Source organism: Pseudomonas sp. 10(2024) (genome assembly GCF_045164175.1).
Lineage (GTDB): Bacteria > Pseudomonadota > Gammaproteobacteria > Pseudomonadales > Pseudomonadaceae > Aquipseudomonas > Aquipseudomonas alloputida.
Window position 1 is genome coordinate 486,024 of the sequence record NZ_CP174006.1, and the last position, 25,231, is coordinate 511,254.

The 25,231-nt window shown below is 58.2% G+C and carries 23 protein-coding genes, 4 tRNA genes and 3 rRNA genes; 21 read left to right on the forward strand and 9 right to left on the reverse strand.

The genetic code is table 11. From position 1 onward, the window contains the following. Positions 1-72 precede the first annotated feature (72 nt). Positions 73-777, forward strand: coding sequence for a lipoyl protein ligase domain-containing protein (locus ACI7M0_RS02065; protein WP_014589460.1), 705 nt, complete (start codon positions 73-75; stop codon positions 775-777). Here the strand turns inward: ACI7M0_RS02065 and crp are convergent. Next, positions 774-1,418, reverse strand: coding sequence for a cAMP-activated global transcriptional regulator CRP (gene crp, locus ACI7M0_RS02070; RefSeq protein WP_010951759.1), 645 nt, complete (start codon positions 1,416-1,418; stop codon positions 774-776). The genes ACI7M0_RS02065 and crp overlap by 4 nt on opposite strands. 191 nt (positions 1,419-1,609) lie before the next feature. On the opposite strand from crp, the gene ACI7M0_RS02075 reads away from it, so the two are divergent. Continuing rightward, on the forward strand, positions 1,610-2,032 hold the full coding sequence (locus ACI7M0_RS02075) for an OsmC family protein (RefSeq protein WP_004376171.1): 423 nt from the start codon (positions 1,610-1,612) through the stop codon (positions 2,030-2,032). Positions 2,033-2,108: 76 nt separating this feature from the next. Here ACI7M0_RS02075 and ACI7M0_RS02080 read toward each other — a convergent pair whose 3' ends face one another. From ACI7M0_RS02080 to hemJ, 6 genes are all read right to left on the reverse strand, one after another. Further along, on the reverse strand, positions 2,109-3,149 hold the full coding sequence (locus tag ACI7M0_RS02080) for a DUF2157 domain-containing protein (protein ID WP_129933067.1): 1,041 nt from the start codon (positions 3,147-3,149) through the stop codon (positions 2,109-2,111). Between the two features lie 10 nt (positions 3,150-3,159). Continuing rightward, the gene (gene coq7, locus ACI7M0_RS02085) at positions 3,160-3,807 is read right to left on the reverse strand and encodes a 2-polyprenyl-3-methyl-6-methoxy-1,4-benzoquinone monooxygenase (RefSeq protein ID WP_129933069.1); all 648 of its coding nucleotides are present in this window, start codon (positions 3,805-3,807) and stop codon (positions 3,160-3,162) included. Positions 3,808-3,872: 65 nt separating this feature from the next. After that, positions 3,873-4,211, reverse strand: coding sequence for a histidine triad nucleotide-binding protein (locus ACI7M0_RS02090; RefSeq protein ID WP_003255518.1), 339 nt, complete (start codon positions 4,209-4,211; stop codon positions 3,873-3,875). Between the two features lie 63 nt (positions 4,212-4,274). Beyond that, positions 4,275-5,057, reverse strand: coding sequence for an SDR family oxidoreductase (locus ACI7M0_RS02095; RefSeq protein ID WP_010951762.1), 783 nt, complete (start codon positions 5,055-5,057; stop codon positions 4,275-4,277). 67 nt (positions 5,058-5,124) lie between these two features. Further along, positions 5,125-6,081, reverse strand: coding sequence for a nitronate monooxygenase family protein (locus tag ACI7M0_RS02100; RefSeq protein WP_010951763.1), 957 nt, complete (start codon positions 6,079-6,081; stop codon positions 5,125-5,127). 28 nt (positions 6,082-6,109) lie between these two features. Continuing rightward, positions 6,110-6,535 (reverse strand): protoporphyrinogen oxidase HemJ, encoded by a 426-nt coding sequence (gene hemJ, locus ACI7M0_RS02105; RefSeq protein ID WP_010951764.1) that lies wholly within the window; start codon positions 6,533-6,535, stop codon positions 6,110-6,112. 142 nt (positions 6,536-6,677) lie between these two features. Between hemJ and argC the strand changes: the two genes are divergently transcribed. Next, complete coding sequence (gene argC / locus ACI7M0_RS02110; protein WP_019472953.1) at positions 6,678-7,712, forward strand: N-acetyl-gamma-glutamyl-phosphate reductase; 1,035 nt, start codon at positions 6,678-6,680, stop codon at positions 7,710-7,712. Positions 7,713-7,859: 147 nt separating this feature from the next. Next, on the forward strand, positions 7,860-8,210 hold the full coding sequence (gene erpA, locus ACI7M0_RS02115; protein WP_003255511.1) for an iron-sulfur cluster insertion protein ErpA: 351 nt from the start codon (positions 7,860-7,862) through the stop codon (positions 8,208-8,210). A gap of 59 nt (positions 8,211-8,269) precedes the next feature. Here erpA and ACI7M0_RS02120 read toward each other — a convergent pair whose 3' ends face one another. Both ACI7M0_RS02120 and ACI7M0_RS02125 read right to left on the reverse strand, forming a co-directional pair. Continuing rightward, on the reverse strand, positions 8,270-9,361 hold the full coding sequence (locus tag ACI7M0_RS02120; RefSeq protein WP_129933071.1) for an anhydro-N-acetylmuramic acid kinase: 1,092 nt from the start codon (positions 9,359-9,361) through the stop codon (positions 8,270-8,272). Positions 9,362-9,364: 3 nt separating this feature from the next. Then, a complete protein-coding gene (locus ACI7M0_RS02125) occupies positions 9,365-10,786 on the reverse strand; it encodes a peptidoglycan DD-metalloendopeptidase family protein (protein WP_104960686.1) in 1,422 nt (473 codons plus the stop codon). Positions 10,787-10,999: 213 nt separating this feature from the next. Here ACI7M0_RS02125 and tyrS point away from each other — a divergent pair, with 213 nt between their 5' ends. The 17 genes from tyrS (at position 11,000) to rplJ (ending at position 25,218) form a co-directional block, all read left to right on the forward strand. Further along, positions 11,000-12,199: a tyrosine--tRNA ligase gene (gene tyrS / locus ACI7M0_RS02130; protein WP_104960687.1), complete on the forward strand. Its 1,200-nt coding sequence runs from the start codon at positions 11,000-11,002 to the stop codon at positions 12,197-12,199. A 991-nt stretch (positions 12,200-13,190) separates the two neighbouring features. Next, positions 13,191-14,727, forward strand: a 16S ribosomal RNA gene (locus ACI7M0_RS02135). A 292-nt stretch (positions 14,728-15,019) separates the two neighbouring features. After that, positions 15,020-17,912 (forward strand): 23S ribosomal RNA (locus ACI7M0_RS02140). A gap of 131 nt (positions 17,913-18,043) precedes the next feature. Further along, positions 18,044-18,159 (forward strand): 5S ribosomal RNA (gene rrf / locus ACI7M0_RS02145). The 16S, 23S and 5S rRNA genes sit together here, the layout of an rRNA operon. A 185-nt stretch (positions 18,160-18,344) precedes the next feature. Beyond that, the gene (gene birA / locus ACI7M0_RS02150; protein ID WP_129932185.1) at positions 18,345-19,304 is read left to right on the forward strand and encodes a bifunctional biotin--[acetyl-CoA-carboxylase] ligase/biotin operon repressor BirA; all 960 of its coding nucleotides are present in this window, start codon (positions 18,345-18,347) and stop codon (positions 19,302-19,304) included. Beyond that, on the forward strand, positions 19,294-20,043 hold the full coding sequence (locus ACI7M0_RS02155) for a pantothenate kinase (RefSeq protein ID WP_129932186.1): 750 nt from the start codon (positions 19,294-19,296) through the stop codon (positions 20,041-20,043). Before birA ends, ACI7M0_RS02155 begins: the two co-directional genes overlap by 11 nt. Before the next feature lie 7 nt (positions 20,044-20,050). Next, positions 20,051-20,476: a hypothetical protein gene (locus tag ACI7M0_RS02160; protein ID WP_014589472.1), complete on the forward strand. Its 426-nt coding sequence runs from the start codon at positions 20,051-20,053 to the stop codon at positions 20,474-20,476. Between the two features lie 153 nt (positions 20,477-20,629). After that, positions 20,630-20,713 (forward strand) — tRNA-Tyr (locus ACI7M0_RS02165). 24 nt (positions 20,714-20,737) lie between these two features. Then, positions 20,738-20,811 (forward strand) — tRNA-Gly (locus ACI7M0_RS02170). 29 nt (positions 20,812-20,840) lie between these two features. Further along, a tRNA-Thr gene (locus tag ACI7M0_RS02175) sits at positions 20,841-20,916 on the forward strand. 78 nt (positions 20,917-20,994) lie between these two features. Beyond that, complete coding sequence (tuf, locus tag ACI7M0_RS02180; protein ID WP_104960689.1) at positions 20,995-22,188, forward strand: elongation factor Tu; 1,194 nt, start codon at positions 20,995-20,997, stop codon at positions 22,186-22,188. A gap of 54 nt (positions 22,189-22,242) precedes the next feature. Then, positions 22,243-22,318, forward strand: a tRNA-Trp gene (locus tag ACI7M0_RS02185). 44 nt (positions 22,319-22,362) lie between these two features. After that, entirely contained in the window at positions 22,363-22,731 is a 369-nt protein-coding gene (gene secE, locus ACI7M0_RS02190) for a preprotein translocase subunit SecE (protein ID WP_010951773.1), read from the forward strand. 9 nt (positions 22,732-22,740) lie between these two features. Continuing rightward, the gene (gene nusG / locus ACI7M0_RS02195) at positions 22,741-23,274 is read left to right on the forward strand and encodes a transcription termination/antitermination protein NusG (protein WP_003255501.1); all 534 of its coding nucleotides are present in this window, start codon (positions 22,741-22,743) and stop codon (positions 23,272-23,274) included. Positions 23,275-23,393: 119 nt separating this feature from the next. After that, positions 23,394-23,825 (forward strand): 50S ribosomal protein L11, encoded by a 432-nt coding sequence (rplK, locus tag ACI7M0_RS02200; RefSeq protein ID WP_003255500.1) that lies wholly within the window; start codon positions 23,394-23,396, stop codon positions 23,823-23,825. Then, positions 23,825-24,520, forward strand: coding sequence for a 50S ribosomal protein L1 (rplA, locus tag ACI7M0_RS02205; protein ID WP_003255499.1), 696 nt, complete (start codon positions 23,825-23,827; stop codon positions 24,518-24,520). Before rplK ends, rplA begins: the two co-directional genes overlap by 1 nt. Before the next feature lie 197 nt (positions 24,521-24,717). Next, the gene (rplJ, locus tag ACI7M0_RS02210) at positions 24,718-25,218 is read left to right on the forward strand and encodes a 50S ribosomal protein L10 (RefSeq protein WP_003255497.1); all 501 of its coding nucleotides are present in this window, start codon (positions 24,718-24,720) and stop codon (positions 25,216-25,218) included. The last annotated feature ends 13 nt before the right edge of the window (positions 25,219-25,231 follow it).

The window sequence follows — 25,231 nt, forward strand, 5'->3', positions numbered from 1 at the left end:
GGGTACGCGCCCTTTCGTAGGAGCGGGTTTACCCGCGAAGAGGCCAGTGAAATCAACATCATAGGTGGATCAATGACCGATCAACCCCTGGCCCTGAGCGTCGAACAAGGCCTGCACGCCGAGCAGGAACTGCTGGCCGCCGTCTGCCGTGGCGAACGCGAAAGTGGCGTGCTGTTCTGGCGCCCCACCGACCACGCGCTGGTCATGCCTCGGCGCATGAGCCGGCTGGGCAACTTCGAGGTCGCCTGCGCGGAATTGGCTATTGCTGGCTGGCCGGTGCTGCTGCGAGAAACCGGCGGCGAGCCGGTGCCTCAGTCGCATTCGACGGTGAACGTTGCACTGGTCTACGCCGCACCGCGCAGTGAAGGCGACCACGGCCGTATCGAAAATGCCTACGAGCGCCTGTGTCTGCCGCTGTGTGATGTGCTGCGCGAGTGGGGCGGCGTAGCGTCAGTCGGGGAAATCGACGGGGCCTTCTGCGATGGCCGCTACAACGTCAACCTCAATGGCCGCAAATTGGTGGGTACCGCCCAGCGCTGGCGTCAGGGCCTGGGTGGCAAACGCCCTGTGGTGCTGGTGCACGGTGCGCTGCTGCTGGACAACGAGCGTGAGTCGATGGTGGCGGCGGTCAACCGCTTCAACGAGTGCTGTGAGCTGGAGCAACGCTGTCGCGCTGATGCGCACATCGCCTTGCACGAAGTGGCGCCGGCAGCGCCCTGGTTCGAGCGCCTTTCGCAGGCCTACGCCAAGGTGCTGGCCGAGTTGCCCAAGGACTAGCGGGTACCGTGGACCACCATGGTCTTGCCCTTGACCTGCACCAGGCTGCGTTCCTCGAGGTCCTTGAGAACGCGGCCGACCATTTCCCGAGAGCAACCGACGATTCGGCCGATTTCCTGACGGGTAATCTTGATTTGCATGCCATCGGGGTGGGTCATGGCGTCGGGCTGCTTGCACAGTTCCAGCAGGCAACGGGCAACTCGCCCGGTCACGTCGAAAAATGCCAAATCGCCAACCTTGCGCGTAGTGTTGCGCAGGCGCTGGGCCATCTGGCTACCCAGGGCATAAAGGATTTCCGGGTCCTGGCGCGCCAGCTCGCGAAACTTCTCGTAGCTGATTTCGGCCACTTCGCATTCGGTCTTGGCGCGTACCCAGGCACTGCGCTGCTGCTCGCCATCAACGGGCTCGAACAGGCCTAGCTCGCCAAAAAAATCGCCATGGTTGAGGTAGGCGATGATCATTTCATGGCCGTCGTCGTCCTCGATGAGGATGGTGACCGAACCCTTGATGATGAACGACAGTGTCTCGGCCCGGTCGCCGGCGCAGATGATATTGCTTTTGGCGGTGTAGCGGCGGCGCTGGCAGTGTACCAGCAGCTTGTCGATGTTCTTTATCTTGGCGGGTAGGGCGGAGGCAACCATCACGAAATCCTGTTCGATATGACGCATAGGCTTTTTTTAGAGGTTGGCTGACGGCGAGCGCCAGTCATTTGGCGCCAGCTTATCAGACACTACGAGATGTTTCGGTACTAAACCGACACATCTCGTGCTTTTCCCACAGCCGCACAAGGTCTAAGCTGACACCCTTTTCCGAAAATCAGGAGTCCGGGTAGATGAAGGCACGTATCCAGTGGGCCGGTGAGGCAATGTTCCTCGGCGAATCGGGGAGCGGCCATGTCGTCGTAATGGACGGCCCGCCCGAGGCTGGCGGCCGCAACCTGGGCGTGCGACCGATGGAAATGCTGTTGCTGGGCCTGGGTGGCTGCAGCAGCTTTGACGTGGTGAGCATTCTGAAGAAGTCGCGCCAGGCAGTGGAAAGCTGCGAGGCATTTCTGGAGGCGGAGCGCGCCAGCGAAGACCCGAAGGTGTTCACCAAGATTCACATGAACTTCGTGGTGAAGGGGCGTGGGCTGAAAGAAGCGCAGGTCAAGCGGGCGGTGGAGCTGTCGGCGGAAAAGTATTGCTCGGCTTCGATCATGCTCGAGCGTGCCGGGGTTGAGATTACCCATGGGTATGAAATCGTAGAGCTGGGTTAAGGCTGAGATTCCGGGGCCGCTTTGCAGCCCTTGTGGAAGCGGGTGAACCCGCTCCCACCCGCGGCCCGGGCGAGTTTCAGTTGCGCAGGGCCGGAAGGGCCATCCGCAACCATTGCGGAAGACTGCTTCTCAGCGCCTGGCTCAACCGCTCCCGGCGCTTCTGGTAAACCAGCCCAAGCCAGATAACCCCCAGCCCGATCATGGTCAGCACCACCGGGAACAGCAGCGACTGGGCAAACACCTCGTACGACAGATATCCCAGATAAGCCGCCACCCCCAGCGCACCAAACACCATGAACACCGGCCGACGCAGCAGCACCGCCATGCCCATCAGCGCAATGTTGATCAGGCAGTACATGGCCTTGCCCAACTCACTGCCGCTGTCCAGCAGCGTCAACCCGCCCCAGAATGCTGCCAGCCCGGCGAGGTAACCCCAACGGGCGTAGTCTTCACGCGTGCGGCCGTCTATCACGAGGAACACCACCAGCAAGCCCAGCCCAAACCACAGGGATACCTGGCGACGCTGCTCCCAACTGAACGGTGAGCCGAAGAACCACTCGCTAAGGTCCATCGACATGAACCACAAGGCTACGGCCATTGGCATGACGACGAACGGGTAGGGGATCAACCGCAGCATCAGCAGCCCGGCAAGCACCGTGGCTGCTTCCATCGCCAGCCAGCCACCCTGCACGTAGGTGTAGTACTGGTGGTAGTCGGCCTGCGCATCGTCCAGTGGCCACCAGCCGAGCATGCGTTCGATAGCGAATACCGCCAGCGGTACGATGCTGACTGCTACTGCTGCCAGCACGCCAGCGGCGACGGGCTGGGCGCGGCGTTGCAGATTGAGGGCGAACAAGGTGATCAACAGGATATAGAGGCTGGCGATGATCAACAGCGCGCCGTCACCGAGGCTCATCCAGGCCTCGGTGAGCAACCAGCCCAGGGCCGCCATGATCAGCATGGCGCCAAAGTAGAAGGCAACATGGGCCAGCTGAAAGCTGCCACGTGGTGCGGGTTGCTGGCGCAGGAATGCCAACAGGCTTTGGTCCTGGCCTGGTTGGAGAATGCCTGCTTGCACGGCGCGCGCCAGGTCCTTGGCGTCGAATCGATCCGTCATGGTGATGCCTTCAGATGCGGTATGTGCTCTTGGTCATGACCTTGGCCAGCAAGCTCATGCCAAAGCGGACGGGGGCCGGGAAGCGATAACCACCGGCTTCCAGTGCAGACTCGGCGTGCTGCTCTTCGTCGATGCGCATCTGCTCGAGAATGGCCCGGGATTTTTCATCTTCGTGCGGGAGCTGCTCCAGGTGCTCGTCGAGGTGCTTGCACACCTGATGTTCGGTAGCGGCGACGAAGCCCAGGCTGATCTTGTCGCTGACCAGCCCGGCCAGTGCGCCAATGCCGAACGACATGCCGTAGAACAGAGGGTTGAGCACGCTCGGGTGACTGTTCAGTTGGCGAATGCGCTGTTCGCACCAGGCCAGGTGGTCGATTTCTTCCTCAGCGGCATGCTCCATGGCCTTGCGCACTTCGGGCAGCTTGGCGGTCAGGGCCTGGCCTTGGTACAACGCCTGGGCGCAGACCTCACCGGTATGGTTGATGCGCATCAGCCCGGCAATATGACGGGCCTGCTGCTCGTCTAGGTCAGCGTCTGGCTGGACGATGGCCGGCGATGGCCGGGTGGGTTGGCCGCTGAAGGGCAGCAAGGTGCGCATGGCGGTATCGGCCTGCAGCAACAAGCGGTCGAGCGGCGAGTAGTGACGTTCGGTAGCCATCGGGCACCTCCGCAAGAATGTGCCCGACAGTTTACCGCAATAGCGGCGGGGTCGCTTGCCGTGGGTCAGCCCGGAGGCCAGTTCATCTGGCGCTGGCCAAGCACGTGCATATGGATGTGGTAGACGGTCTGGCCGCCTTTGGGGTTGCAGTTCATGACCACACGGAAACCTTCCTCGCAGCCTTGTTCGACAGCCAGGCGCTGGGCGGTGAACAGGATGTGGCCAGCCAGGGCCTTGTCTTCTTCGGTCAGGTCATTGAGGGTGCGAATGTGCTTTTTCGGGATGACCAGAAAATGTACCGGTGCCGCGGGTGCAATGTCCTTGAAGGCCAGGATCTGGTCGTCTTCATAGATGATATCTGCCGGGATTTCCCGGTTGATGATTTTGAGGAATAGATCGTCCACAGCACTTGCTCCATGGTGAGGGTCGGGCCGAGTGTACTCAGCCGTGAGCCGCTCGCCCAGTGGCTATTCCATGCCTGAGGGGCAATAGCGGCGGTGGATGGCCCCGGCCAGCTTGCGCACCAGCCAGCGCGGCAGCAGCCGCGGTGCGAACGCCAGCCAGCGGTTGCGCCGGCCGGGCATGATCAGTGCGCGGTTCTTGTCCAGTGCCCGCACGGTGTACAGCGCCACTTCCTCGGGGCTGAGGCAGCGCGGCTTGCCATCGAGCCGCGCAATGCGCCGGCGTGCGGAACGTACCGGGCCAGGGCACAGTACCGAGACCTTGATGCCGGTGCGCTTGAGTTCTTCGCGCAGGGCCTGGGAAAAGCTCAACACGTAGGCCTTGCTGGCGGCATAGGCGGCCATCCATGGGCCAGGCGCCACCCCGGCCAGGCCGGCGACGTTGAGAATCTGCCCGCCACCCTGTACAGCCATCAGGTTACCGATGGCATGGCACAGGCGGCTCAGGGCCAGCACGTTGACTTCCAGCAGATCCTGTTCGTCGGCCCATTCATGGGCCAGGAACGGCCCATAGGTGCGCAAGCCCGCGCAGTTGACCAGCAAGTCGATACGCCGCTCGCCTTCTTCCAGCTCTAGCACGAAGCCTGAAAGGCGCAGCGGCTGGCTGAGGTCGCAGGCGCGGAACAGCACCTCGACGCCGAAACGCTGAGTCAGCTCGATGGCAACAGGCTCCAGCGTTTCTCGTTGGCGTGCCACCAGGATCAGATTGCGCCCGCGCCGTGCCAGCGCTTCCGCCAAGGCCAGGCCCAGGCCGCTGGAAGCACCAGTGATCATGGCGTAACGGGTCATGCAAGGCTCCTGGGGGCGGAAGAGGGCGCCTAGTGTACAACTTGCCCGTGCAAGGTGTTGCCTTTTGCTACAAGGCGCGGGCGCGCAGAACCTGGCAGTGCTCCAGGGCTTGCCGGTACTCGCCATGCAGGCGCTCGATCAATGCGCTGGCGCTGGGCAGGTCATGGATGGCACCGACGCCCTGGCCCGCTGACCATACGGTCTTCCAGGCCTTGGCTTCGTCATCGATCGGCTTGAGCTTGCCTTGCACCTGCCCCGCTTTGAGGGCGTTCATGTCGTAGCCGGCCTGCTCCAGGCTCTGGCGCAGGAAGCTGGCGGGGATGCCGGACACCACGGGTGTGTGGATGATGTCGGCGGCATGGGCATCCAGCAGCATCTGTTTGTAGGCGCCCTGAGCCTGGCTTTCTGTGGTGGCGATGAAGCGCGTGCCCATGTACGCCAGGTCCGCCCCCAGCAGTTGTGCGGCCAGGATCTCGTGGCCGTGGTTAATGCAACCAGCCAGCAGCAGGGTCTTGTCGAAGAACTGGCGAATTTCTGCGGCCAGGGCGAACGGGCTCCAGGTGCCGGCATGGCCGCCCGCGCCTGCGGCGACGGCGATAAGGCCATCGACACCGGCTTCGGCGGCCTTTTCGGCATGCCGGCGGGTGGTGACATCGTGGAGCACCAGGCCGCCGTAGCCGTGTACGGCATCGACCACTTCCTTCACCGCGCCCAGGCTGGTGATGACGATCGGCACCCGGTGCTCCACGCACAAGGCTAGGTCGGCCTGCAGGCGCGGGTTGGTCGGGTGGACGATCAGGTTGACGGCGTAGGGCGCTGGCGCCTGCAGTTGAGCCAGGCCAGCCTCGATCTCTTCCAGCCAGGCCTTGAAGCCAGCGCTGTCGCGTTGGTTCAGGGCCGGGAAACTGCCAACCACGCCGCTGGCGCAGCAGGCCAGCACCAGTTGGGGGTTGGAGATGAGGAACATCGGCGCGGCAACCACGGGCAGCCGCAGGCGTTGTTCGAGCGAGGCAGGTAGCGACATGGCAAGGCTCCTTGAGCGGGTGGCTATGTCAGAACGGTTTCACCACCACCAGAATGACGATAGCCAGCAGGATCAGCACGGGCACTTCGTTGAACCAGCGATAGTAAACGTGGCTGCGGGTGTTGGTGCCGTTGGCGAAGCGTTTGCGCTGGGCACCGCACACGTGATGGTAGCCGGTCAGCAGGATGACCAGGGTGAGCTTGGCATGCAGCCACCCCTGGCTCAGCCAGCCGGGGGTGAGGTACAGCATCCAGGCGCCAAACACGTAGGTGGCGATCATCGCCGGGTTCATGATGCCGCGGTACAGCTTGCGCTCCATGGTCACGAAGCGTTCCTGGCTGATGCTGTCCTGGCTCTGGGCGTGGTAGACGAACAGCCTGGGCAGGTAGAACAGGCCGGCGAACCAGCAGACCACGCTGACGATATGCAGCGCTTTGATCCATAGGTAAAGCATGGAGGGAGTTCCTTCAGATAGTCACGGTCGTCAGATAGTAGTGGTCAGGCGCCCGAAGGGTCACCCGAAGAGTTGTTACAGGCGCCCTGCGCCCCTATTATCGTGCGCTTTCCAGACGGCTCGTTGATAAGGGGCAAGCGTTATGATCAAGGTCGGTATCGTCGGCGGCACGGGTTACACCGGCGTCGAACTGTTGCGTCTGCTGGCACAGCATCCACAGGCCGAAGTGGCGGTCATCACTTCGCGCTCCGAGGCGGGCGTGGCGGTGGCGGACATGTACCCGAACCTGCGCGGCCACTATGACGGTTTGGCGTTCAGCGTGCCGGACAGCAAGGCTCTGGCCGCCTGCGATGTGGTGTTCTTCGCCACGCCGCATGGTGTTGCCCACGCCCTGGCCGGTGAGCTGCTGGCGGCTGGCACCAAGGTGATCGACCTGTCGGCCGACTTCCGTCTGCAGGATGCCACTGAGTGGGGCAAGTGGTACGGTCAGCCCCATGGCGCGCCAGAGCTGCTCAAGGACGCAGTCTATGGCCTGCCCGAAGTCAACCGCGAGAAGATCCGCCAGGCACGCCTCATCGCTGTGCCGGGTTGCTACCCGACTGCAACCCAGCTGGGCTTCCTTCCGCTGCTGGAGGCGGGCTTGGCTGACCCGTCGCGCCTGATAGCCGACTGCAAGTCGGGTGTCAGCGGCGCTGGTCGTGGTGCGGCAGTGGGCTCGCTGTTCTGCGAGGCCGGCGAAAGCATGAAAGCCTACGCGGTAAAGGGCCATCGCCACTTGCCGGAGATCAGCCAGGGCCTGCGCCTGGCCGCGGGCAAGGACATCGGCCTGACTTTCGTGCCGCACCTGACGCCGATGATCCGTGGCATCCACGCCACCCTGTACGCGAACGTGGTCGATACCTCGGTCGACCTGCAGGCGCTGTTCGAGAAACGCTACGCCGATGAACCGTTCGTCGACGTGATGCCAGCAGGCAGCCATCCGGAAACCCGTAGCGTGCGTGGTGCCAACGTCTGCCGCATTGCCGTTCATCGTCCGCAGGGTGGTGATCTGGTGGTGGTGCTTTCGGTGATCGACAACCTGGTCAAGGGTGCCTCCGGCCAGGCGGTGCAGAACCTCAACATTCTGTTCGGTCTGGATGAGCGCATGGGCCTGTCCCATGCCGGCTTGCTGCCGTAAGTCCGCCAGCATTGGAAAAGGCCCGCGTCGTGCGGGCCTTTTTGCAGGTCGCGACTAAAGCCGCACAATTCTTGACCGATTTTCTCGGGAAAGCGGATAATGCGCGTCATCGAGTTTTATGGCGGCTACCGCGCCGGGAGAATCAACATGAGCGTCGAAACCTTCACCCCTACCGGTCTGGAGTTCACCCATGGGGCAGCCCAGAAGGTGAAAAACCTGGTCAATGAGGAAGGCAATGAACGTCTGAAACTGCGGGTGTTCGTGACCGGTGGTGGTTGCTCGGGCTTCCAGTATGGCTTCACCTTCGATGAAGACGTGGCCGAAGATGACACCATTGTCGAGCGCGAGGGCGTTTCCCTGGTGGTCGACCCGATGAGCTTCCAGTACCTGGCGGGTGCCGAAGTGGACTATCAGGAAGGCCTGGAAGGTTCGCGTTTCGTGATCAAGAACCCGAATGCCGCGACCACCTGCGGTTGCGGGTCGTCGTTTTCGATCTAAGGGTTGGGCATACGAAAACGCCGCGCAATTGCGCGGCGTTTTGCTTTCTGGCGTATCGGCTATGCCGGGTAGATTGCGCCCAGTACGCGCAGGCCCTTGGCGGCAGTGACGCTGGGGCGGTTGGCGGCGATGCCCTCCAGGCAGCAGTGAGCCAGCCAGGCGAAGGCCATGGCTTCGACCCAGTCCGGGTCTACGCCATAGGCGCCAGTGCTTGCGACACGGGCCGCAGGTAGCAGCTGGCCAAGACGGGCCATCAGCGCGCCGTTGCGGGCGCCTCCACCACAGACCAACAGCGCCTCGGTGCCTTGCTGGGCTTTGCCAAGCGAATCGATGATGCTGCGTGCGGTCAGCTCCAGCAGTGTCGCCTGCACGTCCTGGGCCCGGTATGCCGGCAGGGTGGCCAGGTGGCGATCCAGCCAAGGCAGGTTGAACACCTCGCGGCCGGTACTCTTCGGGCCGCTGCCGGCAAAGAACGGGTCAGCCATCAGTGCGCTGAGCAACCCGGGCTGAACCACACCCGAGGCAGCCCAGGCGCCATCTGCATCGTAGGCGTGGCCGTGCTCGCGCTCGATCCAGGCATCCAGCAGCACGTTCCCCGGGCCGCAATCGAACCCATGAACCGGCTTGTCCTGCTCGATCAGGCTGAGGTTGCTGAAACCGCCTACGTTAAGGATTGCCAGGCGTCGGCCAAGCTGGCTGAACAGGGTTTCGTGGAAGGCCGGTACCAGTGGCGCGCCTTGGCCGCCGGCAGCCACATCGCGACGGCGGAAGTCGGCGACCACGCTGATGCCGGTCAGTTCGGCGAGCAGTGCGGGGTTACCGATCTGCACAGTAAAGCCGCGGGCCGGTTCATGGCGAATGGTCTGGCCGTGGCTGCCGATGGCGCGAACGGCTTCGGGCTTCAGTCCCTGGCGAGCCAGCAGTTGGCAGATACCTTCGCCGGCCAGGCTGGCCCAGCGGTTTTCCGCCAGTGCTGCACGGGCAATCTCGTCAGGGCCGCTGCTGCACAGGGCCAGTAGGTCCTGGCGCAGGTCCGGGGGCATGGGCAGGTAGTGGGTGGCGAGCAGTTCAAGCTGCTCGCCTTGTTCGACCAGGGCGATATCCAGGCCATCGAGGCTGGTGCCGGACATCACCCCCAGGTAGAGCGCCATGGCTTAGCGCTTGTTCGCTGCGAGCAGGGTGGCCTTTTCCTGATCCATGCGGGCAATCAGCGGCTGGCTCTGCTGCAGGAAGCGCTGACGCTCGTTCTTGGCAATCGGGTCAGCCATAGGCACCTTCTGGCTCAGCGGGTCGACGTGCACGCCGTTGACCTGGAACTCGTAGTGCAGGTGTGGGCCGGTGGACAGGCCGGTAGTGCCGATGTAGCCAATGATCTGGCCCTGCTTGACCGTACTGCCGGTCTTGATGCCTTTGGCAAAGCCCTGCATGTGGCCATACAGCGTCTTGTAGCGGTTGCCATGCTGAATGATCACCGTATTGCCGTAGCCACCACGGCGCCCGGCCAGTTCAATGCGACCGTCACCCGCTGCCTTGATTGGTGTACCGCGGGGGGCCGCGTAGTCGACGCCTTTGTGGGCGCGGATCTTGTTCAGGATGGGGTGCTTGCGACCGGCGGAAAAGCGCGAGCTGATGCGGGCGAAGTCGACGGGCGTACGGATGAAGGCCTTGCGCAGGCTGTTGCCGTCGGCGGTGTAGTAGGCAGTGTTGCCCTGCTTATTGGTATATCGCACGGCGGTGTAGGTCTTGCCGCGATTGGTGAAGCGGGCGGACAGGATATTGCCGGTGCCGACGACCTTGCCGTCCATCACTTTCTGCTCATAGACCACGTCGAATTCGTCACCCGGACGAATGTCCTGAGCGAAGTCGATGTCATAACCCAGCACGCGGGCCAGGCTCATGGTCATGCTGTGGGACAGACCGGCGCGCTGGGCCGATGCCGACAGCGAGCTCTTGATCACGCCGTGGGCATAGGCGGTACGCACCACCGGCTTGCTGATTTCACGATTGAAGGTGTAGCCCTTGGCGGTCTTAGTCAGTTGAATGGTTTCGAGGTTGCTGACCTTGCTGTGCAGGCTGGCCAATTGGCCATCCTTGTCGAGTTCGAACTGCAGCACCTGGCCGTGCTTTAGCTGGCTGAACTGCTTGGCCTGCTTGTTACTTGCCAGCAGGTCATGCACTGCATTGGCTGGCAGGCCAACCTTGGCGAACAGGGTTGACAGTGTATCGCCACGGGCCACGGTAACTTCGCGGTGACCAGGCTCCTTGGCGGCCTCGGCAACCGGTTCAGCGGCCGGGGCCTGCTGATCGGCCTTCTGGGTTTCGGGGGTAGCCCCTTCGATCTGGGCGAAAGGCGAGCCTTGCTCACCTTCACTTTGCACCAGTGGCGCGGCGCGGGATTCGTCTTTCAGCTGCTCGGCAGGGCTTTCGAGCTCGAGGTTGAGGGTAGTTTTCTTGGCTTCCACTTCGCTGGAAGGAAATACCAGCAAAGCCAGGCTGAGCAGGGCGGCGATGCCGCTGGCGGCCAACAGATGGCTCTTCGGATAAAGCGGGGGCGCTTTAGGCGGTTCGTTGGTCATGGGCAAGGTGACTTTGAAAAAAGTGAAATGGAAAAGATGAATGACATGATGAAGATGAAATAACTGTATAAAATATAACCAAATCCATTTTCACGCAAGGGCGCGTAGACGCCGCAAGCCTGTGTTCGGGTCACATTCCTTTGCGAAACTTGTATTTGACGGCCGATCTTGTATGGTTGGCTCCCCCTGAATCTGAGCCTTGCGGGTTTGTCTATGAAGTCGGTTGAAGAGCAGCTGGCGCTTATCAAGCGCGGTGCGGAAGAAGTACTGGTCGAGTCGGAACTGGTGGAGAAGCTCAAGCGCGGCCAACCTCTGCGCATCAAGGCTGGCTTTGACCCGACCGCACCTGACCTGCACCTGGGTCACACGGTGCTGATCAACAAGCTGCGTCAGTTCCAGGAGCTGGGTCACCAGGTCATCTTCCTGATTGGTGACTTCACCGGCATGATTGGCGACCCGAGCGGCAAGAGCGCCACGCGCCCGCCGCTGACCCGCGAGCAGGTGCTGGAGAACGCCGAGACGTACAAGCAGCAGGTTTTCAAGATTCTTGACCCGGCCAAGACTGAAGTCGCGTTCAACTCCACGTGGATGGACAAGCTGACCCCTGCCGACTTCATTCGCCTGGCTTCGCAGTACACCGTCGCGCGCATGCTGGAGCGTGATGACTTCGACAAGCGTTACACCACCAACCAGCCGATTGCCATTCACGAGTTCCTCTATCCGCTGGTGCAGGGGTACGACTCGGTAGCGCTGAAGGCGGACGTTGAGCTGGGTGGTACCGACCAGAAGTTCAACCTGCTGATGGGGCGCGAACTGCAGCGGTCTTATGGCCAGGAAGCGCAGAACATCGTGACCATGCCACTGCTCGAAGGGCTCGACGGCGTGAAGAAGATGTCGAAGTCGCTGGGCAACTATGTCGGCATCCAGGAAGCGCCAGGGGTGATGTACAGCAAGCTTGTGTCTATCCCGGATACCCTGATGTGGCGTTACTTCGAGTTGCTGAGCTTCCGTTCGATGGAAGAAATCGAGCAATTCCGTGCCGACGTCGCCAACGGTGCTAACCCGCGTGACATCAAGATCAAGTTGGCAGAAGAGATCGTCGCGCGCTTCCATGGAGAAGAGGCTGCGGCCAATGCTCACCGTGCTGCCGGTAACCGTATGAAGGAAGGCGAGCTGCCGGAAGACTTGCCGGAGATCGAAGTGGCTGCGGCGGAAGACCTGCCAATTGCTGCGGTGCTGAACCGGGCTGGTCTGGTCAAGAACTCGGCACAGGCGCGAGACTTGCTGAATAGCGGCGCGGTGAAAGTTGATGGTGCAGTGGTCGACAAGGACTTCATGTTTGTCCTTGGTGCTACCCATGTGTGCCAGGCTGGCAAGAAGTCGTTTGGCCGGGTTACCCTCAAGGCTGAGTGATTGCCTGGATGGTGTAGCTATATAGATGCGGGGAGGCCGGTAGGCCTCCCCGCTTTGTTTTTGGGGGTTGGTGGTTGCTGTTGTAGGGGGAGGGGGCTGTTTTGAGAGGGTGTTGGCGGTGAGATGTGTCCGCCACAACCCTTGCAGTGCCTGTGAGATCGAGCGCCGCGCGCGTCCGGCTTGAGACATTCACCGCCTATGAGACCGAGCGCCGCCCGCGCGGCGCTTCGCGGGTAAACCCGCTCCTACGTTTGTTTCTGGCCAGTCTCTCCTGTGCCTGGCGCGCGCGACCGCCTTGTTGGTACGACGCGATATCGAGACAGGCACCAAGGCGTTCGCGCGCGAATCCCCCAGGCATAATTGGCCCGAAACAAACGTAGGAGCGGGTTTACCCGCGAAGCGCCGCGCGGGCGGCGCTCGATCTCAAAGGCGCTGAAACTGTCGTGGCGAACACTTGGCAGCCCCGATACGGTCTTTCCCCCTTATATTTCACTTTCTTGAAATTAAAGGTTGACGCCCTCTCGAATCCCCTTATAATGCGCCCCACTTCCAGCGACATCGGAACGAAAAACTCCTTGATATTCAATGAGTTAAGTAGTGAAAGCAAAAGCTGGAAGGGCTACGATCAAATGATCGAAAGCGGTTGAAATGGTGGTTGACAGCGCTTCCAAGTGCTGTATGATTCGCCTCCCGCTACGAGAGATCGCAGCGAGCCAAGTGTTTGAAGCTAAACGAGTTTCTCGCAAAAAACTTCAAAATAAACGCTTGACAGGCTCTGAGGAAAGCGTAGAATGCGCGCCTCGGTTGAGACGAAAAGCTCTTAACCAAACGCTCTTTAACAAATCGAATCAAGCAATTCGTGTGGGTGCTTGTGAGTACGGACTGATAGTCAAAAAGATTATCAGCATCACAAGTGGCCATGCGAGAAATCACATAGTCATTTGAGATTGCTGAGCCAAGTTTAGGGTTTCTTAAAAACCCAAGCAGTATTGAACTGAAGAGTTTGATCATGGCTCAGATTGAACGCTGGCGGCAGGCCTAACACATGCAAGTCGAGCGGATGACGGGAGCTTGCTCCTTGATTCAGCGGCGGACGGGTGAGTAATGCCTAGGAATCTGCCTGGTAGTGGGGGACAACGTTTCGAAAGGAACGCTAATACCGCATACGTCCTACGGGAGAAAGCAGGGGACCTTCGGGCCTTGCGCTATCAGATGAGCCTAGGTCGGATTAGCTAGTTGGTGGGGTAATGGCTCACCAAGGCGACGATCCGTAACTGGTCTGAGAGGATGATCAGTCACACTGGAACTGAGACACGGTCCAGACTCCTACGGGAGGCAGCAGTGGGGAATATTGGACAATGGGCGAAAGCCTGATCCAGCCATGCCGCGTGTGTGAAGAAGGTCTTCGGATTGTAAAGCACTTTAAGTTGGGAGGAAGGGCAGTAAGCTAATACCTTGCTGTTTTGACGTTACCGACAGAATAAGCACCGGCTAACTCTGTGCCAGCAGCCGCGGTAATACAGAGGGTGCAAGCGTTAATCGGAATTACTGGGCGTAAAGCGCGCGTAGGTGGTTTGTTAAGTTGGATGTGAAAGCCCCGGGCTCAACCTGGGAACTGCATCCAAAACTGGCAAGCTAGAGTACGGTAGAGGGTGGTGGAATTTCCTGTGTAGCGGTGAAATGCGTAGATATAGGAAGGAACACCAGTGGCGAAGGCGACCACCTGGACTGATACTGACACTGAGGTGCGAAAGCGTGGGGAGCAAACAGGATTAGATACCCTGGTAGTCCACGCCGTAAACGATGTCAACTAGCCGTTGGAATCCTTGAGATTTTAGTGGCGCAGCTAACGCATTAAGTTGACCGCCTGGGGAGTACGGCCGCAAGGTTAAAACTCAAATGAATTGACGGGGGCCCGCACAAGCGGTGGAGCATGTGGTTTAATTCGAAGCAACGCGAAGAACCTTACCAGGCCTTGACATGCAGAGAACTTTCCAGAGATGGATTGGTGCCTTCGGGAACTCTGACACAGGTGCTGCATGGCTGTCGTCAGCTCGTGTCGTGAGATGTTGGGTTAAGTCCCGTAACGAGCGCAACCCTTGTCCTTAGTTACCAGCACGTTATGGTGGGCACTCTAAGGAGACTGCCGGTGACAAACCGGAGGAAGGTGGGGATGACGTCAAGTCATCATGGCCCTTACGGCCTGGGCTACACACGTGCTACAATGGTCGGTACAGAGGGTTGCCAAGCCGCGAGGTGGAGCTAATCTCACAAAACCGATCGTAGTCCGGATCGCAGTCTGCAACTCGACTGCGTGAAGTCGGAATCGCTAGTAATCGCGAATCAGAATGTCGCGGTGAATACGTTCCCGGGCCTTGTACACACCGCCCGTCACACCATGGGAGTGGGTTGCACCAGAAGTAGCTAGTCTAACCTTCGGGGGGACGGTTACCACGGTGTGATTCATGACTGGGGTGAAGTCGTAACAAGGTAGCCGTAGGGGAACCTGCGGCTGGATCACCTCCTTAATCGACGACATCAGCCTGCTGATGAGCTCCCACACGAATTGCTTGATTCATTGTCGAAGACGTTTTTCCTGGTCAGAACCTGGAAATGAGCATTCGCTTCGAATGTTGATTTCTGGCTTTTGTCAGATCGTTCTTTAAAAATTCGGATATGTGATAGATATAGACTGAACACCAGTTTCACTGCTGGTGGATCAGGCTAAGGTAAAATTTGTGAGTTCTGCTCGAAAGAGCAACGTACGAATTTTCGGCGAATGTCGTCTTCACAGTATAACCAGATTGCTTGGGGTTATATGGTCAAGTGAAGAAGCGCATACGGTGGATGCCTTGGCAGTCAGAGGCGATGAAAGACGTGGTAGCCTGCGATAAGCTTTGGGGAGTCGGCAAACAGACTGTGATCCAGAGATCTCTGAATGGGGGAACCCAGCCAGCACAAGCTGGTTATCTTGTACTGAATACATAGGTGCAAGAGGCGAACCAGGGGAACTGAAACATCTAAGTACCCTGAGGAAAAGAAATCAACCGAGATTCCCTTAGTAGTGGCGAGCGAACGGGGACCAGCCCTTAAGTTGATTTGAGATTAGTGGAACGCTCTGGAAAGTGCGGCCATAGTGGGTGATAGCCCCGTACACGAAAATCTCTTATCAATGAAATCGAGTAGGACGGAGCACGAGAAACTTTGTCTGAATATGGGGGGACCATCCTCCAAGGCTAAATACTACTGACTGACCGATAGTGAACCAGTACCGTGAGGGAAAGGCGAAAAGAACCCCGGAGAGGGGAGTGAAATAGAACCTGAAACCGTATGCGTACAAGCAGTGGGAGCCTACTTTGTTAGGTGACTGCGTACCTTTTGTATAATGGGTCAGCGACTTATATTCAGTGGCGAGCTTAACCGAATAGGGGAGGCGTAGCGAAAGCGAGTCTTAATAGGGCGTTTAGTCGCTGGGTATAGACCCGAAACCGGGCGATCTATCCATGGGCAGGTTGAAGGTTAGGTAACACTGACTGGAGGACCGAACCGACTACCGTTGAAAAGTTAGCGGATGACCTGTGGATCGGAGTGAAAGGCTAATCAAGCTCGGAGATAGCTGGTTCTCCTCGAAAGCTATTTAGGTAGCGCCTCATGTATCACTGTAGGGGGTAGAGCACTGTTTCGGCTAGGGGGTCATCCCGACTTACCAAACCGATGCAAACTCCGAATACCTACAAGTGCCGAGCATGGGAGACACACGGCGGGTGCTAACGTCCGTCGTGAAAAGGGAAACAACCCAGACCGTCAGCTAAGGTCCCAAAGTCATGGTTAAGTGGGAAACGATGTGGGAAGGCTTAGACAGCTAGGAGGTTGGCTTAGAAGCAGCCACCCTTTAAAGAAAGCGTAATAGCTCACTAGTCGAGTCGGCCTGCGCGGAAGATGTAACGGGGCTCAAACCATGCACCGAAGCTACGGGTATCATCTTATGATGATGCGGTAGAGGAGCGTTCTGTAAGCCTGTGAAGGTGAGTTGAGAAGCTTGCTGGAGGTATCAGAAGTGCGAATGCTGACATGAGTAACGACAATGCGAGTGAAAAACTCGCACGCCGAAAGACCAAGGTTTCCTGCGCAACGTTAATCGACGCAGGGTTAGTCGGTCCCTAAGGCGAGGCTGAAAAGCGTAGTCGATGGAAAACAGGTTAATATTCCTGTACTTCCAGTTATTGCGATGGAGGGACGGAGAAGGTTAGGCCAGCCTGGCGTTGGTTGTCCAGGTTTAAGGTGGTAGGCTGAAATCTTAGGCAAATCCGGGATTTCAAGGCCGAGAGCTGATGACGAGTTGCCTTCAGGCGACGAAGTGGTTGATACCATGCTTCCAAGAAAAGCTCCTAAGCTTCAGATAACTGGGAACCGTACCCCAAACCGACACAGGTGGTTAGGTAGAGAATACCAAGGCGCTTGAGAGAACTCGGGTGAAGGAACTAGGCAAAATGGCACCGTAACTTCGGGAGAAGGTGCGCCGGCGAGGGTGAAGGACTTGCTCCGTAAGCCCATGCCGGTCGAAGATACCAGGCCGCTGCGACTGTTTATTAAAAACACAGCACTCTGCAAACACGAAAGTGGACGTATAGGGTGTGACGCCTGCCCGGTGCCGGAAGGTTAATTGATGGGGTTAGCGCAAGCGAAGCTCTTGATCGAAGCCCCGGTAAACGGCGGCCGTAACTATAACGGTCCTAAGGTAGCGAAATTCCTTGTCGGGTAAGTTCCGACCTGCACGAATGGCGTAACGATGGCGGCGCTGTCTCCACCCGAGACTCAGTGAAATTGAAATCGCTGTGAAGATGCAGTGTATCCGCGGCTAGACGGAAAGACCCCGTGAACCTTTACTATAGCTTTGCACTGGACTTTGAATTTGCTTGTGTAGGATAGGTGGGAGGCTTTGAAGTGGGGACGCCAGTTCTCATGGAGCCATCCTTGAAATACCACCCTGGCAACTTTGAGGTTCTAACTCAGGTCCGTTATCCGGATCGAGGACAGTGTATGGTGGGTAGTTTGACTGGGGCGGTCTCCTCCCAAAGAGTAACGGAGGAGTACGAAGGTGCGCTCAGACCGGTCGGAAATCGGTCGTAGAGTATAAAGGCAAAAGCGCGCTTGACTGCGAGACAAACACGTCGAGCAGGTACGAAAGTAGGTCTTAGTGATCCGGTGGTTCTGTATGGAAGGGCCATCGCTCAACGGATAAAAGGTACTCCGGGGATAACAGGCTGATACCGCCCAAGAGTTCATATCGACGGCGGTGTTTGGCACCTCGATGTCGGCTCATCACATCCTGGGGCTGAAGCCGGTCCCAAGGGTATGGCTGTTCGCCATTTAAAGTGGTACGCGAGCTGGGTTTAGAACGTCGTGAGACAGTTCGGTCCCTATCTGCCGTGGACGTTTGAGATTTGAGAGGGGCTGCTCCTAGTACGAGAGGACCGGAGTGGACGAACCTCTGGTGTTCCGGTTGTCACGCCAGTGGCATTGCCGGGTAGCTATGTTCGGAAGAGATAACCGCTGAAAGCATCTAAGCGGGAAACTTGCCTCAAGATGAGATCTCACTGGGATCTTGAATCCCCTAAAGGGCCGTCGAAGACTACGACGTTGATAGGTTGGGTGTGTAAGCGCTGTGAGGCGTTGAGCTAACCAATACTAATTGCCCGTGAGGCTTGACCATATAACACCCAAGCAATTTGCTGACGCAGATTGCGGTGGTGAAGACGAAAGACCCGAAAATTCGTAAGACCACAAATATCGCATATCCGAATTCGCTGGGCTGTCCATCTGGACATTCTGGCAACAGAATTTCTTGACGACCATAGAGCATTGGAACCACCTGATCCCATCCCGAACTCAGTAGTGAAACGATGCATCGCCGATGGTAGTGTGGGGTTTCCCCATGTGAGAGTAGGTCATCGTCAAGATTCATTTCGCAAAACCCCTATCTGCGCATGCAGGTAGGGGTTTTGTCTTTGTGGGCTTAAAAATCCTGGCCTTGCCAATGCTCCTCCCTGTGATTGCGATACGCGGCCTCTCCTGCAGGCCCTTTTCCTATGCAAGCCAACAGCCCATGGCTATCATGCCTGCCTTATTCCAAGTCGAGACTGGCATGCTGAAGTTGTTGAATCTCCTCAAGGACGGTCGGTTCCATTCCGGAGAAGCTCTGGGGGCAGCCCTAGGGGTGAGTCGCAGCGCAGTTTGGAAACAGCTGCAGCATCTGGAAAGTGAGCTGAACCTCACCATTCACAAAGTTCGTGGGCGCGGTTACCAGTTGGCCGCGCCACTGGCGTTGCTTGAGGCGCAGGCAATCGCCGGATTCGCCGTGGGCGAACAGTGGCCGGTCTTCATCCACGAAACCATCGATTCGACCAATGCCGAAGGCTTGCGCCTTGCCAGTGAAGGGCAGGCGGCTCCATTCCTGGTTCTGGCTGAGCGCCAGAGCGCCGGACGCGGTCGGCGCGGCCGGCAGTGGGTCAGCCCATTTGCTGAAAATCTCTATTACAGCCTGGTGCTGCGCGTTGATGGAGGTATGCGTCAGCTCGAGGGGTTGAGCTTGGTAGTGGGGTTGGCGGTAATGCGCACCTTACAGGCATTCGGTGTAAAGGATGTCGGGCTCAAATGGCCTAACGATGTGTTGGTAGGTGGGCAGAAGATCACCGGGATCCTCTTGGAGTTGGTGGGCGATCCTGCAGATGTCTGTCATGTGGTGCTAGGCATTGGTATCAATGTAAACATGCAGGTAAACGAACAGGTCGATCAGCAGTGGACTTCTATGCGACGTGAGGTTGGTGCAGCCATAGATCGCAATCACTTGGTCGCGCTGCTCAGTCAGCAGCTACAGCACGAATTGGCGCGCCATCGCCGCTACGGCTTTGCCGCATTCCAGGAGGAGTGGGAGCAGGCGCACTTGTGGCAGGGGCGCAATGTATCGCTGGTTGCTGGTAGTACACGTATTGATGGCGTGGTTCTTGGCGTCGACGGGCAGGGTGGTTTGCGCCTTGAGGTGGACGGGATGGAAAAGAGCTTCAGTGGTGGTGAGCTCAGTTTGAGGTTGCGTGATGATTCTTGAGCTCGATTGCGGTAACAGCTTCATCAAGTGGCGGGTGATCCATGTCGCCGATGCTGTGATTGAAGGTGGTGGGATCGTCGATTCCGATCAGGCGCTGGTGGCGGAAGTGGCTGCGCTCGCTTCAGTGCGTCTCACGGGTTGCCGTATTGTCAGTGTGCGCAGCGAAGAAGAGACCGATGCGCTTTGCGCGTTGATTGCTCAGGCATTTGCCGTGCAGGCGAAGGTTGCCCACCCTGTCCGTGAAATGGCAGGTGTGCGCAATGGCTATGACGACTATGAGCGCCTGGGTATGGATCGTTGGCTGGCGGCGTTGGGGGCATTTCACCTGGCCAAGGGCGCGTGCCTGGTGATTGACCTGGGTACCGCGGCAAAAGCGGACTTCGTTTCTGCAGATGGCGAGCATCTTGGGGGCTACATCTGCCCAGGTATGCCATTGATGCGTAGCCAGCTGCGCACTCACACCCGTCGTATCCGCTATGACGATGCCTCCGCGGAGCGCGCATTGAGCAGCTTGTCACCAGGTCGCTCGACTGTCGAAGCGGTAGAGCGCGGTTGCGTATTGATGCTCCAGGGCTTTGCCTACACCCAGCTTGAGCAGGCTCGTGTGCTATGGGGTGAGGAGTTCACCGTGTTCCTCACTGGCGGTGATGCGCCACTGGTGAGGGCGGCCCTGCCACAGGCGCGGGTCGTGCCTGACCTGGTTTTCGTTGGCCTGGCAATGGCCTGCCCATTGGATTGAGGTGCCTATGCGCTGGTTGTTTCTGCTGTTACTGGTGCTCAACGTCTTTTATTACGTATGGCATCAGCAGGAAGCCCCGCTGAAGGTCAAGGAAGTCGCCCCGTTGTCACTGTACAAGGGGAATCAGCAAGAAATCCGTCTGTTGCGTGAAACAGGTGTGTCGGCGCCGCCCAAGCGTCGTGATGAATGCCTGGTGGTCGGTGGCGTGAAGGGGCAGGAGCAGTTGGATGCGCTGCGTCAACGCCTGCTGAGTCTGGATATTGCCACCTTGCCGGTGTCAGGACAGCTGCCTGGGGCGGATGGTCGCTGGCTCAAGGTTGCTCCGGAAAGCGAGCGTTTGCTGGACCAAACGGTGCTCTTGGCTCTTTCCAATGATTTCAAAGACTTAAAACATAAAATTATTTTCTGCCAGGGTATTGCAACTGACGAATAGCTTGATAGAATGGCGCCCGCTTCACAGGGAACACCACTCATGTGGTAGAACTGGAAGCGGTGTCAAAGCAGCTAAGTTTCAGATTTGATTGAAAAAAATTTGAAAAAACGCTTGACACTAGGGCGGCAGACAAATAGAATGCCGGCCACATCTGGAGGGATTCCCGAGCGGTCAAAGGGGACGGACTGTAAATCCGTTGCGAGAGCTTCGAAGGTTCGAATCCTTCTCCCTCCACCAGTTTTAGCGAGAGCCGCAAGCTCCGCGGGTATAGTTTAGTGGTAGAACCTCAGCCTTCCAAGCTGATGATGCGGGTTCGATTCCCGCTACCCGCTCCAAGTTTGCCGGATTTTGCACAAAGTGTTTCGCTCTTGTAGCTCAGTTGGTAGAGCACACCCTTGGTAAGGGTGAGGTCAGCGGTTCAAGTCCGCTCAAGAGCTCCATATAAACAAGGCAGATATGAAAATATCTGCCTTTGTTTTATCAGCGCAAGACTATTTCTTCTGCGGAGGATTGTATCGATGGCTAAGGAAAAGTTTGATCGTTCCCTTCCCCACGTTAACGTCGGCACTATCGGCCACGTTGACCACGGTAAGACCACTCTGACCGCAGCTCTGACTCGCGTTTGCTCCGAAGTTTTCGGTTCGGCAATCGTTGAGTTCGACAAGATCGACTCGGCTCCGGAAGAAAAAGCGCGCGGTATCACCATCAACACCGCTCACGTCGAGTACAACTCGACCATTCGTCACTACGCTCACGTTGACTGCCCAGGTCACGCTGACTACGTGAAGAACATGATCACCGGTGCTGCCCAGATGGACGGCGCGATCCTGGTTTGCTCGGCCGCCGATGGTCCGATGCCACAAACCCGTGAGCACATCCTGCTGTCCCGTCAGGTAGGCGTTCCGTACATCGTGGTCTTCCTGAACAAGGCTGACCTGGTAGACGACGCTGAGCTGCTGGAACTGGTCGAGATGGAAGTTCGCGACCTGCTGTCCACCTATGACTTCCCAGGCGACGACACTCCGATCATCATCGGTTCCGCTCGTATGGCCCTGGAAGGCAAAGACGACAACGAAATGGGCACTACCGCTGTCAAGAAGCTGGTAGAGACTCTGGATAGCTACATTCCTGAGCCAGTTCGTGCCATCGACCAGCCGTTCCTGATGCCGATCGAAGACGTATTCTCGATCTCGGGTCGTGGTACCGTTGTTACCGGTCGTATCGAGCGTGGTATCGTCCGCGTTCAGGATCCGCTGGAAATCGTTGGTCTGCGTGACACCGCCACCACCACCTGCACCGGTGTTGAGATGTTCCGCAAGCTGCTGGACGAAGGTCGTGCTGGCGAGAACTGCGGCGTTCTGCTGCGTGGTACCAAGCGTGATGACGTTGAGCGTGGCCAGGTTCTGGTCAAGCCAGGTTCGGTCAAGCCGCACACCAAGTTCACCGCAGAAGTCTACGTCCTGTCGAAGGAAGAAGGCGGCCGTCACACTCCGTTCTTCAAAGGCTACCGTCCACAGTTCTACTTCCGTACCACTGACGTGACCGGTAACTGCGAACTGCCGGAAGGCGTTGAAATGGTAATGCCAGGTGACAACATTCAGATGACTGTTACCCTGATCAAGACCATCGCAATGGAAGACGGTCTGCGCTTCGCTATCCGTGAAGGCGGTCGTACCGTCGGCGCCGGCGTCGTAGCAAAAATTATTGAATAAGTAGTTGATTTACTTGATCAGGCCGGTATAATGGCCGGCCTGATACAGCGTTACAGGTCAGTAGCTCAATTGGCAGAGCGACGGTCTCCAAAACCGTAGGTTGGGGGTTCGATTCCCTCCTGACCTGCCATTTCACCTCGGTGTGATGGCTTTCTTCTTACAGGATCCTCCTCGATGACCCCCAAAACTGAAGCCCAAGAATCGCGTTTTGATCTGTTCAAGTGGCTGGCTGTAGTGGCTTTGGTGGTTGTTGGTGTTGTGGGTAATCAATATTACTCCGGCTCTCCAATCCTGTATCGCGTTCTTGTGCTTCTCGTCCTTGCTGCTGTCGCGGGCTTTGTAGCTCTGCAGACTGCGAAGGGCAAGTCGTTCTTTGCGCTGGCGAAGGAAGCTCGTACCGAGATTCGTAAAGTCGTGTGGCCGACCCGCCAGGAAACCACCCAGACCACGCTGATTGTCGTGGCTGTCGTGCTGGTTATGGCACTGCTGCTGTGGGGGCTCGACTCCCTGCTCGGCTGGGCGGTCTCCTTGATCGTTGGCTAAAGGTGTCCCGTGGCTAAGCGTTGGTATGTTGTGCATGCTTACTCGGGTTACGAGAAGCATGTAATGCGCTCCCTCATCGAGCGCGTCAAGCTGGCTGGCATGGAAGACGGTTTCGGCGAGATCTTGGTCCCGACCGAAGAAGTCGTCGAAATGCGCAACGGCCAGAAGCGCAAGAGTGAGCGTAAATTCTTCCCTGGCTATGTACTGGTCCAGATGGAGATGAATGAAGGGACTTGGCACTTGGTCAAGGACACCCCTCGCGTGATGGGCTTTATTGGCGGTACTGCTGACAAGCCTGCGCCGATTACCGATAAAGAAGCTGAGGCCATCCTGCGTCGCGTTGCCGACGGTAGCGATAAGCCGAAGCCCAAGACGCTGTTCGAGCCAGGTGAAGTGGTTCGAGTCATTGATGGTCCGTTCGCTGACTTCAATGGTAGTGTCGAAGAAGTTAACTACGAAAAGAGTCGCCTGCAGGTTGCGGTGCTCATTTTCGGTCGCTCTACTCCGGTGGAGCTCGAGTTCAGCCAGGTCGAAAAGGTCTAGGCGGACGAAGCATCCCATACCCCGCAGCCCTGTGTGCTGCGGGGTTTTGTCGTCACTGGGATAAAACGCAAGTCATCCGGGGAGCCATCAGGCGTTCGTACCCGATTTTGGAGTAGCTCATGGCTAAGAAGATTCAGGCTTACATCAAGCTGCAAGTTAAGGCCGGCCAGGCCAACCCAAGCCCACCCGTTGGTCCAGCACTGGGTCAACATGGTGTGAACATCATGGAATTCTGCAAGGCCTTCAACGCCCGTACCCAGGGTCAAGAAGCCGGCCTGCCGACTCCAGTGATCATCACTGTCTACAGCGACCGTAGCTTCACCTTCGAGACCAAGAGCACCCCTGCCTCGGTTCTGCTGAAGAAAGCTGCTGGCCTGACCAGTGGTTCGGCTCGCCCGAACACCGTTAAAGTCGGTACCGTTACCCGTGCTCAGCTGGAAGACATCGCGAAAGCCAAACAGGCTGACCTGACTGCCGCTGACCTGGACGCTGCTGTACGCACCATCGCTGGCTCTGCCCGCAGCATGGGCCTGAACGTGGAGGGTGTGTAATGGCTAAGCTGACCAAACGCCAAAAGGCAATCGCCGAGAAAATCGAAGCAGGCAAGGCCTACAACTTCGAAGAAGCGGCAACTCTGCTGGCCTCGCTGCCTGCTGCCAAGTTCGTCGAGTCCTACGACATCGCCGTTAACCTCGGTGTTGACCCGCGTAAATCCGACCAGGTCGTACGTAGCGCTACCGTGCTGCCACACGGCACTGGCAAGACCGTTCGCGTTGCTGTCTTCACCCAGGGTCCAGCTGCTGAAGCTGCTCTGGCTGCCGGCGCTGATCGCGTAGGTATGGACGATCTGGCTGCCGAAATGAAAGGCGGCGACCTGAACTATGACGTCGTTATCGCATCGCCTGATGCCATGCGCGTTGTAGGTCAGCTGGGTCAGGTTCTGGGTCCTCGCGGCCTGATGCCTAACCCGAAAGTTGGTACCGTGACCCCAGACGTAGCCACTGCCGTGAAAAACGCCAAGGCTGGTCAGGTTCGCTACCGTACCGACAAAAACGGTATCATCCACACCTCCGTTGGCAAGATCGGCTTTGAAGCTGACAAGCTGAAGGAAAACGTTGAAGCCCTGATCGCTGACCTGAAGCGTATCAAGCCAGCTTCCTCGAAAGGTATCTACGTTAAGCGCGTTACCCTGAGCACCACCATGGGCCCAGGTCTGGTCATCGATCAGAGCTCGCTGAACGTGTAAGAACATGGCGGCGCGACCAGTCGCGCCGCCAGCAAAAATTGGGGTCCCTGCCTGGCGGGGGCTATCCAAGACCGTAGGCGGCGCAAGCCTTAAAACATCAGCCCACGCAGATGGTGCTCCCGATTCGTTACCGAATCAGACACCAAAACGACATCCGGCCTCGGCCAGATGAAACGGTAAAAACCAGGAGTAAACCCGTGGCAATTAAACTCGAAGACAAGAAGGCCATCGTCGCTGAAGTCAACGAGGCTGCCAAAGTCGCTCTGTCCGCTGTCGTGGCTGATGCCCGTGGTGTGACTGTAAGCGCAATGACCGGACTCCGTAAAGAGGCCCGCGAAGCTGGCGTATACGTACGTGTAGTGCGTAATACCCTGCTCAAGCGCGCTGTTGAAGGCACCGAATTCTCGATCCTCAACGACGCGTTCAAAGGCCCGACCCTGATTGCTTTCTCCAACGAACACCCGGGCGCTGCTGCTCGTCTGTTCAAAGAGTTCGCCAAGGGTCAGGACAAGTTCGAGATCAAGGCAGCTGCGTTTGACGGCAATTTCATTGCAGCGAACCAGATCGACGTGTTGGCTACCCTGCCGACCCGCGACGAAGCTATTGCACGACTGATGAGCGTTATTCAAGGCGCCACCAGCAAGCTGGCTCGTACTCTGGCAGCCATTCGCGACCAGAAAGAAGCTACCGCCGCCTAAGGCGCGCGAATTC